At 59.0% G+C, this 7,644-nt stretch carries 4 protein-coding genes, 1 tRNA gene and 3 pseudogenes; 6 read left to right on the forward strand and 2 right to left on the reverse strand.

Annotated elements, in window-relative coordinates; translation table 11 throughout:
• The 5 genes and pseudogenes from CES87_RS32205 to CES87_RS34805 all read left to right on the forward strand — a co-directional run.
• A partial coding sequence (locus CES87_RS32205; RefSeq protein ID WP_141239483.1) for a molybdopterin cofactor-binding domain-containing protein occupies nucleotides 1–1,113 on the forward strand: 1,113 nt, incomplete at its 5' end.
• A pseudogene (locus CES87_RS32210) lies at nucleotides 1,106–1,644 on the forward strand ((2Fe-2S)-binding protein). The gene CES87_RS32205 and the pseudogene CES87_RS32210, both read left to right, overlap by 8 nt.
• A gap of 2 nt (nucleotides 1,645–1,646) precedes the next feature.
• Nucleotides 1,647–2,882: a cytochrome c gene (locus CES87_RS32215; protein WP_128609441.1), complete on the forward strand. Its 1,236-nt coding sequence runs from the start codon at nucleotides 1,647–1,649 to the stop codon at nucleotides 2,880–2,882.
• Nucleotide 2,883: 1 nt separating this feature from the next.
• On the forward strand, nucleotides 2,884–3,270 hold the full coding sequence (locus tag CES87_RS34800) for an XdhC family protein (RefSeq protein ID WP_371858299.1): 387 nt from the start codon (nucleotides 2,884–2,886) through the stop codon (nucleotides 3,268–3,270).
• A gap of 167 nt (nucleotides 3,271–3,437) precedes the next feature.
• Nucleotides 3,438–3,853, forward strand: a pseudogene (locus CES87_RS34805) (XdhC family protein).
• Nucleotides 3,854–3,970: 117 nt separating this feature from the next.
• Here CES87_RS34805 and CES87_RS32225 read toward each other — a convergent pair.
• On the reverse strand, nucleotides 3,971–5,272 hold the full coding sequence (locus tag CES87_RS32225) for an FAD-binding oxidoreductase (RefSeq protein ID WP_128609445.1): 1,302 nt from the start codon (nucleotides 5,270–5,272) through the stop codon (nucleotides 3,971–3,973).
• Between the two features lie 164 nt (nucleotides 5,273–5,436).
• Here CES87_RS32225 and CES87_RS32230 point away from each other — a divergent pair.
• Nucleotides 5,437–5,513: transfer RNA gene (locus tag CES87_RS32230), tRNA-Val, on the forward strand.
• 152 nt (nucleotides 5,514–5,665) lie between these two features.
• Here the strand turns inward: CES87_RS32230 and alr are convergent.
• Nucleotides 5,666–6,894: pseudogene (alr, locus tag CES87_RS32235) on the reverse strand (alanine racemase).
• Nucleotides 6,895–7,644 lie beyond the last annotated feature (750 nt).

The following is a 7,644-nucleotide window of genomic DNA, read 5'->3' on the forward strand; positions in this document are numbered from 1 at the left end:
AATCGCACCGGCATGTCCACTTCACAAGCGATGGTCGTGGCCGACTTCCTCGGTCTTGCGGCGCACGAAGTGAAGACTGGCGAAACCGATTGGAAAGAGATGCAGCTGATCACCGGCGGCAACCCTTACATCATGAGTCAGGCCGAGCAGGACAACTTCCTGCGCAATCCGCGCTGGGTCGGCAAGATCGCTTCGGCGTCGTCGGCGACCAACTCCGCCTATTACTTCAGCCATGCCACCCGTGAAGCGGCGCGCGTGTTGTTCAACCACGGCTTGTGGCCGGCAGCACTGGAAATCTGGCGACAAGGTCCTTACGGTGGCCAGGCCAACCCTTATGTAGTGCGCCGCGAAGACGCCCATTGGGTCGATGGCAAACTCACCGCCAACGGCATGGAACCATTGCCTTTCGCGATGCTGGCCAAGCGTGCCCATGAGCGCGGTCTGGTTACCGGCGCCACGGTGCACGGTTTTAACCGCTGGAGCTGGGCCGAGGCCGAATACAGCATCGACGGCGTGCGTGAGCGTTTGCCGCTCGATGGTCTGGCGGTCAAGTACGGCGACGGTGCACCGAAGGCGAAACTGGCGCAGATGACCAGCGCCGGCTTCCATCTGCTGGATCGGCAGAACATCGCCTACCCGGTGACCCAGTTGAACAATGCAGCAGTGACTTACTACAGCCCCGTGGCAACACTGGTGGAGTTGAAAGTGAACAAGGGCTCGGCCGAAGTGACGGTGCTCAACCATCACTCCTGGGTCGAATGCGGTCGGGTGCTGGTGGAGGAGCTGGTCAAGGGCCAGCTCGAAGGCGGCATCGCCATGGGTATCGGCCATGCATTGATGGAAGAAATGCCGCTGTACGAAGGTGGGCCGGGGGAGGGTGACTGGAACTTCAACCGTTACCGCTTGCCGATGGCGCGGCACGTAGCGGTGTGGAACCAGACCGCAGAAATCCTGCCGCCGCTGTCGCCGAGCGACCCGTCCAAGGGCATCGCCGAGGTGGTGATGATCCCGGTGGTCGGCGCCATCGGCAACGCCGTGGCCCACGCCATCGGCAAACGCGTTCGCGACCTGCCCATCACTTCTGCACGCATCAAGGAGGCCCTCAATGGCTAACCGTCCGCTTCAACTGACCCTTAACGGTCAAACCGTCGGCCCGGTGGACATCCCTGATGACCTGCCGATGATCGATTACTTGCACGAATACAAAAACCTCACAGGCTCGCGCCTGGGCTGCGGCCAGGGCATCTGCCACGCCTGTGTGGTGATCGTCGACAACCCCGACGGCACCAGTGAGGAAGTGCGCACCTGCATCACCGGCGCACACTATTTCGAAGGCAAGAAGGTACGCACTATCGAAGGCCACGCAACTCGCGACGAACAGGGAAAAGTCACTGAGCTGAACCCGATCCAGCAGCGCTTCGTCGACGAATTCGCCTTCCAGTGCAGCTACTGCGCGCCAGGTTTCGTCAACGCCGCGACGGTGCTGGTGGAAAAACTGCAGCGTCATCCGATCGTGAAAAGCCAGCTGGAAAAGTCATCGAGGATAGCCTCGGCCATCACATCTGCCGATGCACCGGATACGTGCGCTACTACAGCGCCACGCGCAATGTGCTGACCGATCTCGGCCTGGTCAAGGAGGGTTAAGCATGAAGTATCTACTTACCCGCCTGACGCTGGCGGTCGGGCTGGCTGCGCCTGTATTGCTGGCGCAGGCGGATGATCAGGTCAAGCGCGGCGAATACCTCGCCCGCGCCGCCGATTGCATGGCCTGCCATACCGCGCCGGGCGGTGCACCGTACGCGGGCGGTCTGCCGATCGTCTCACCGTTCGGCACGATCTACGGCACCAACATCACCCCGAGCAAAGAGCACGGCATCGGTCTGTACAACGATGACGAGTTCTTCGCCGCGCTGACCGAAGGCAAGCGCCGCGATGGTGCGAACCTGTACCCGGCGATGCCGTACACCTCGTATCAGCTGATGCCTCGTGAAGACTCCGACGCGATTCATGCTTACCTGAAAACCGTCGAGCCGATCGAACGTGCCGAGCCGGTGACCAGCCTGAGCTTCCCGTTCAACGTTCGCCTGGGCCTGATGGGCTGGAACATGCTCTACGGCAAGGACGTGAAGCTGGCGCCGACCGAAGGTAAAAGCGAGGCCTGGAAGCGTGGCCAATACATGGTCGACGTACTCGGTCACTGCGGCGAATGCCACACGCCTCGCGGCTTGCCGGGGGCGATGCAGCAGGACAAGCGCATGACCGGCGGCCTGCTCAACGGTTACCTGGCGCCGAGCCTGCTGGCCAATGACCTGGCGGCTCGCGGCTGGAATCATCAGGACCTGAGCACGTTCCTCAAGCACGGTATGAGTGCTCAGGGCACGATGTTCAACGAGATGTTCCCGGTGTTCCACAACAGCACCCAGGGCCTGAATGACCCGGATCTGGCGGCCATGGCGACGTTTCTGCTCGGCGATCAACCGCCGGCGACGAAGATGCTGACTGATGTGCCGTTGGACAAGCTCGGTGCCAGTGCCCAGCGCGGCCGTCAGGGGTATTTGAACGTCTGCGCCGGTTGTCACGCGGTCGGTGGCGAAGGCAAGCCGCACATCGCTGTGGCCATGCGCGGCAATACCACACTGCGCCTGGAGGATCCGCGCAACCTGGTGCGGGTGATCGACGATGGTATCGGCGAGCAGAAATTTGCCGGGTTCGAACGCATGCAACCGATGCCGGGTTTTGCCGAGAAGCTCAGTCACGAGCAGCTGACTGATTTGTTGAACTACCTGCGCCAGGGTTGGGGTGGTCAGGCGAGTGATCTGGCGGTGAACCAAGTGCAGACGCTGCGCGCGGATGCGCCGCCGCTCGAGCACAAGGCGCACTGACATGCAGCATCTGGATCTGCAAGTGGTGCGCCGGGCGCTGGAGTGGTCGTCGGCCGGACAGCGTGTCTGGCTGTGCACCGTCCTCGCCACCTACGGTTCGGCGCCGCGCGCGCCGGGTTCGTTGCTGGCGGTGAATACCGAGGGCAGTGGATCGGTTCGCTGTCCGGCGGCTGCGTGGAAGAGGACTTCCTCGAACGCGTCGCCGAAGGTGCGTTTGAACAAGCGATCAGCGTCGTGCGCTACGGCGAGGGCGACGACCCGCGCTCGCGGGTCAGCTTGCCCTGTGGCGGCGTGCTCGATGTGCTGGTGGAGACGCTTGAGTCTGATTGCGAAGTGCAGGCGCATTTGCGCGAACTGGAGTCGGCGCTGTTGGGCCGACGCCGGTTGATCCGTGAGGTCGACCTGGCCAGCGGCGCGCGCAGTCTTTTCGATGATCGCGAACAGGGTTCACGCGTCGAGCGAGAAATCGATCGGGTTCGGCTACGCATCGGCGCGGCTCAGCGTTTGTTGCTGGCCGGGTATTCGAGCGTGGCTCAAGCCTGCGCGGAATTTGCCGTGGGCCTGGGGTTCGAGGTGATTCTGTGTGATCCACGCGAAGAAGTACTGCAAGGTGTGGTGCTGGATAACGTGGAGATTCGTCGCCAACTGCCGTCAGTGTTCATCGCCGATGGCGGCTGTCATAGTGATACGGCGGTGGTGGCGCTGACCCATGATCCGCGAATTGATGATTTGGCAATGATGGAAGCGGTGCGCACCGAGGCGTTCTATATCGGTGTGATGGGTTCTATGCAGACATCGCAAAAGCGCTTCGAGCGCTTGCGGCGCATTGGTGGTTTGGGGAAGGGGAGTTGGCGCGGATTCATGCGCCAATCGGCTTGAACCTGGGCAGCAAGACGCCTGCGGAAATTGCCTTGGCTGTTCTCGCCGATATCCTGCGGATTCGCAGCGGCATTGGGCGGGATCGCCTCTGACTTTACTCCTGTAGGAGCGAGGCTTGCCCGCGAAGGTGTTGGATCAGTCGACATCTCTGTCGAATGATCAATCGTCATCGCGAGCAAGCTCGCTCCCACAAAGATTTGTGGTGTTGGTCAGTACCCGAACTTGTCTCGTAGTCCGTAGTACCACGCGCCCAATGCCGCAAACGGAGTGCGCAGCAATTGGCCGCCAGGGAACGGATAGTGCGGCAGGTCGGCAAACGCGTCGAAACGCTCAGCCTGGCCACGTAACGCTTCAGCCAGGACCTTGCCCGCCAGGTGCGTGTAGGTCACGCCGTGGCCGCTGCAGCCCTGGGAGTAATAGATATTGTCGCCCAGTCGCCCGACTTGGGGCAGACGCGACAGAGTCAGCAGGAAATTTCCTGTCCAGGCGTAGTCGATCTTTACATCTTTTAGCTGCGGAAAGGCTTTGAGCATTTTCGGCCGGATGATCGCTTCGATGTTCGCCGGATCCCGAGCGCCATACACCACGCCGCCGCCGAATACCAGGCGTTTGTCGCCAGTCAGTCGGTAGTAGTCGAGCAGGTAGTTGCAGTCCTCGACGCAGTAATCCTGAGGCAACAGGCTTTTCGCCAGCGCATCGCCCAAGGGTTCGGTGGTGATGACCTGAGTGCCGCATGGCATCGACTTGGCGGCCAATTCCGGCACTAGATTGCCCAGGTACGCATTGCCCGCCACGATAATGAATTTTGCCCGGACCTTGCCCTGGGGCGTGTGCACCACCGGATTTACACCACGCTCGATGCGCACCGCCGGCGATTGCTCATAGATCGTGCCGCCGAGCGACTCCACAGCCGCCGCTTCACCCAGCGCCAGATTGAGCGGGTGAATATGCCCGCCGCTCATGTCGAGCATGCCGCCGACATATTGATCGCAGGCCACCACCTCACGAATGCGTCGCTGATCCAGCAGTTCAAGCTGCGTGTGACCGAAACGCTCCCACAGACGCTTCTGGGACTCCAGGTGACCCATCTGTTTGGCAGTGATGGCGGCGAATACGCCACCATCTTTCAAATCGCACTGGATGTTGTACCTGGCGACCCGCTCACGAATGATCCGCCCACCCTCGAATGCCATCTGTCCCAGCAACTGAGCCTGCTTCGGACCGACACTGCGCTCGATCACGTCGATATCGCGGCTGTAACTGTTGACGATCTGGCCGCCATTACGCCCCGACGCGCCGAAACCCACCTTCGCCGCTTCCAGCACCGTCACCCGGAAACCGTTCTCCAGCAGGAATAATGCCGCAGAAAGACCGGTATAACCGGCGCCAATAACGCAGACATCAGTCTCCACGTTATCTTGCAAAGCCGGGCGCGGCGCAACCGCATTGGCCGATGCGGCGTAGTAGGACTCTGGGTAGGGGTGTTCGCCATCCTGCTGCCTCTGTTTAATATATTTTACGAGTGCAACGATCCTACCCGAGTTAAAAATCGACCGCCAGCCACCGCAAAATCTTCTTTGCAGTCGCAAAATTAAATATTTTGCATATTCATAGGGTTAGCTCGAAAAAAGGTGTTGACACCCCTCCGGAATTCCGTAGAATGCCGCCTCACAGCAGGCACGTAGCTCAGTTGGTTAGAGCACCACCTTGACATGGTGGGGGTCGTTGGTTCGAGTCCAATCGCGCCTACCAAACAAAATCCGCTCTGCTGGGCGGTCTAGAAGGGCTCACCGAAAGGTGGGCCCTTTTTGTTGTCTGGATTTCTTCAAAGCGGTCACAAAATAAGGGTTCGTTCACATTGGACAATGTGAACGCCGATCCTGTGATTTACGATAATGGTGGGATTACTTCTCGACCAGTATTTTCGGGTTGGCACTGCCCAGACGGTGTAGAGGTCGGCCAGTAGCGCACCATTGATCTCTTCGACTTCAGCCTGGCTGACTTCGCTTGCGCCTTGCTTGCCAAACAGCACTACTTCATCACCCGCCTTGACGTCGGGTGCATCCGTGACATCGACCATCACGGTGTTCATCGACACCTTGCCCACCACCGGCACGCGATGACCATTGATCAACACCACACCTTTATTGGTGAAAACGCGGCGATAACCATCGGAGTAACCGACCGTGATGTTGGCCAGTTTCGAATCACGTGTCAGGGTGAACGTGCGGTCGTAACCCACTGTGTTTCCAGCGGGATAGCTATTGACCGAGGCCACATGCGACTTGAACTGCATCACGCGCCGATACTCCGTGCGCGAGATGACGGTATCGCCAAACAACGCGCCGCCCGTGCGCACCATGTCCAGGCGCGATTCGGGTACTTCCAGGGTGGCGAAGGAGTTAGCGGCGTGCAGGGTGATCTTGCTGCGATCAAGCTGCGCGACGTCCATCAGCCAGGCGGCTTGCTCATTGAAGATAGCCAGCCCTTTACGCACATCGTCCTTATCTTCCACGGCGAAGTGGGTCATGATCGCAACCACTTCGATGTTCGGCAGTTTGGTGATCGCCAGCGCGTCTTGTTTACCCTGCTCGGTAGCCATTTCCACGCCGTTACGGCTCATGCCGCTTGAGTTGAGGCCGATGTGCACTTGCAGTTTGCGACCGTGTTTATGTGCAAGATCGGCCGCCAGGCGAGCGAAATCGAGGTTGCCAACCAGTTCCTCGACGTTGTACTGCAGCGCATTTTCCAGCTCCCCCAGGGAGGCGGTGCGAACACGGATTAACTGGCCTTTAAAGCCGCTTTCGCGAACCACTCGCGCCTCTTCGTTACTGGCGACCGCTACACACGGTACACCCAGCGCGATCACCGAAGGCATCACCAACCCAATACCATGACCATAAGCGTCGGCCTTCAGTACCGCACAGAGTTTCGACTTGCCGGCCAGCTCGGCTTGCAGGGTGCGGATATTATGCTCTAGCGCGGTCTTGTTGATTTCAATCCACGCATTACTGATTTGTGCAGTCAGCTCGGAGTTGCCGTTAGTGAGCGACAGCGGCGGCGCCGCCTGTGCCTGGCTCTGCAAAAAAATCAGGCCAAGGGACAACGCTAGAACAGTACGGGTAAAGGGCATTAGAAACTCTCCATGTAATCGGTCTTTTTATTATTCCGGTGCCGATTATTGGAAGGCGATGTAAGTTGCCGTTGTACGCTGGGTTCGAAGATGTAAAAACATGTAAGGAATTTGTTCGCACTCACCTTGACCCTAAGCGATGGCATCAGGAAGGCGTTTTGCCCGGATGGTTACCGCGAATCAGCAACTTGTGTCGCGACATTGGAGAGAGTTACGTCCGCCAGCATCACGCATTGCCCATGATGGTCAGAAAACGGGGGGCGCATGCTTATACGAGAAATATTATCATTTGAGGCTGTTGCTCAGGTAGCCGCTGGGTGCCGAATAAAAACCAGTTCGATTTGACATTGAACTGCTAGCCACCAATTGCATCCAACCAGAACACATGACCAAGTGTCGTTGTCTTTTTGAGTGGGAGAGCAGTTGATGGGGAGGCGAACGATGATCAAGTTCTTCGCGGCTTACTTGTCCGTTTGTCTCCTGCTTCAATGGACGGTGGTCGAGGCGTCATCGTGGATCGCGTCTCATGTTCTCCTGCGGTGGATTCTGTAACCCGACGTATCTGCGTCGCCCCGACAGGCCGAGACCCCACTGTCACGCAGCCCAGGCGTAGAATGGGCAGTGTTCTTTCATCTAGAGGAGTCGAATATGATCTCCGACCAAATGAACAAGCAGGCGTCCGAGAGTAAAGCCGTCTGGGACCAATACTTCTGCGCTGCATTGATTGCCGAAAGCAATCTGACGGCACCC

This window comes from Pseudomonas sp. ERMR1:02, from assembly GCF_002277815.1.
Lineage (GTDB): Bacteria > Pseudomonadota > Gammaproteobacteria > Pseudomonadales > Pseudomonadaceae > Aquipseudomonas.

What these genes read in the sequence shown, in the direction of transcription:
- CES87_RS32215 (WP_128609441.1), top strand. Translation starts at nt 1,647, where the DNA reads ATGAAGTATCTACTTACCCGCCTGACGCTGGCGGTCGGGCTGGCTGCG.
- CES87_RS34800 (WP_371858299.1), top strand. Translation starts at nt 2,884, where the DNA reads ATGCAGCATCTGGATCTGCAAGTGGTGCGCCGGGCGCTGGAGTGGTCG.